Consider the following 1,675-nt stretch of genomic DNA (forward strand, 5'->3'; position numbering starts at 1 on the left):
GTCCGGTATCACCCCGGACATGGTCTGCCTGTCGAAATCCCTCAGTGGTTACGGACTGCCGTTCGCCCTGCTGCTGCATCGTCCAGAGCTGGATCAATGGTCGCCCGGCGAAGACAACGGCACCTTCCGTGGCAACACCCTGGCCTTCGTCGCCGCGACCAAAACCTTGCAGGAATACTGGAGCGACGACCGTCTGGTCAAGCACATCCAGGCCAATGAAACGCTCCTGAAGTCCTGGTTCGCCAAGGTCACCGAGCGCTTCGCTGTGCATATCAAGCAGGTGCGTGGTCGCGGGCTGTTTTATGGCATCGAGTTCCACGATGCGTCCTTGACCGCCGCGGTCACGCGCGCGTGCTTTACGCGCCGATTGATCATCGAGCGCTGCGGCCCGCAAGATCAGGTGCTCAAATTGATGCCGGCCCTGACCATCGACGCAGAAACCCTGCAGAACGGACTGGCGAGCATTTTTGAGGCCATGCAGCAGGTACTGGAATACCCCTCGTCCAGCGAATCGGGCACGGATACAGATACGTTGCGCTTTACCAATGAGGTCTCCCATGTCGACTAATAACAACCGGGCAATCATCGAGCTGACCATCGGCGGGCTGATGCTCAGCCTGTCAGCACTGGCGGTGGCTTTCGCCCATATCGGCGCCGGTGGTGCCGGATTCTATCGGATGCTGATCGCCTCGATCCTGTTCTTCCTGCTCCTCAAGGTGCGCAAGACGCCGGTGCGACTCAAAAGCGCCAAGGCCCAGCTCTACACTGCACTGGCCGGAGTATTTCTGGCGATCGACTTGGTGCTGTGGCATCAGAGCATCTACATCGTTGGTCCGGGCATCGGATCGATCCTGACCAACTGCCAGGTGTTCTTCATGACCTTGCTGGGGCTGTACCTGTTGAAGGAAAAGCCCTCGATCTACTTCCTGATTTCCATCTCGCTGGCCTTCGTCGGGCTGTACCTGTTGCTGTTGCCGGAAATGACCAGCGGAGTCGGGATCAAAGGCGTGGTGTATGGGGTGCTGTCGGGGCTGGCGTATGCCATTTGCGTGTACTTCCTGAAGCTCAATACTCAGCTGCCTGATGGTGGCGGTGACAAAATTGCGCAGATGCTCAACTTGAGTCTGTGGGCAGCCCTGGTATTGCTGGTATACGCGCTGGCGACCGGGGAAAGCCTGGCCATTGTGGACGGACAAACCTTGGTGATGCTGGTGATTTACGGGGTACTGGTGCAATTCGTCGGTTGGTTGCTGGTCAATCGTTCGATCGGCGCCCTCAGCCTGGGGCTGGCCGGACTGATCCTGCTGCTCGAACCGGTGATCACTTACTTCATCGACGTCGCTTTTCTCGGCAAGGCAAGCTCCTCGCTCCAGATCGCCGGCGCGCTACTGACTATCTTCGCGGTGTACATCGGCTCAATCAAGCCGCCGGAAAAGGCTCAGAACTTACCTGAGGCTATCTGACGGATGAGGGGGGGCACGGCATCTGTGAACCTGGTTGCGTGCCCCCAATCGATAAGCTACGTGCAGGCCCACAAGGTTTGCGGGTAGTCGTTTATATCCGTTGCGGCCAACTTCTCGCACCGGGCAGATCGTGTGGAGATACAGGCTTTTTTTTGCTTGGGATTTGACCCAGCAATCCAAACGCTTAGCGCGCTTAGCATGACGCCATCTCT

Annotated in this window: 2 protein-coding genes; both read left to right on the forward strand. The window is 58.0% G+C overall.

The features are described from left to right. Positions 1-568: aminotransferase class III-fold pyridoxal phosphate-dependent enzyme (locus GIW04_RS30510; RefSeq protein ID WP_236479590.1), on the forward strand; the 568-nt coding region annotated here is incomplete at its 5' end. Next, positions 558-1,463 carry a DMT family transporter gene (locus GIW04_RS30515; RefSeq protein ID WP_032896059.1) on the forward strand — a complete coding sequence of 302 codons (906 nt, stop codon included), beginning with the start codon at positions 558-560 and terminating at the stop codon, positions 1,461-1,463. The genes GIW04_RS30510 and GIW04_RS30515, both read left to right, overlap by 11 nt. The last annotated feature ends 212 nt before the right edge of the window (positions 1,464-1,675 follow it).

The sequence above is a fragment of the Pseudomonas sp. PA-4-8C genome (assembly GCF_021606625.1).
GTDB lineage: Bacteria > Pseudomonadota > Gammaproteobacteria > Pseudomonadales > Pseudomonadaceae > Aquipseudomonas > Aquipseudomonas lactis.

Coding starts and splice junctions, on each gene's coding strand:
- GIW04_RS30515 (WP_032896059.1), top strand. CDS start 558: ATGTCGACTAATAACAACCGGGCAATCATCGAGCTGACCATCGGCGGG.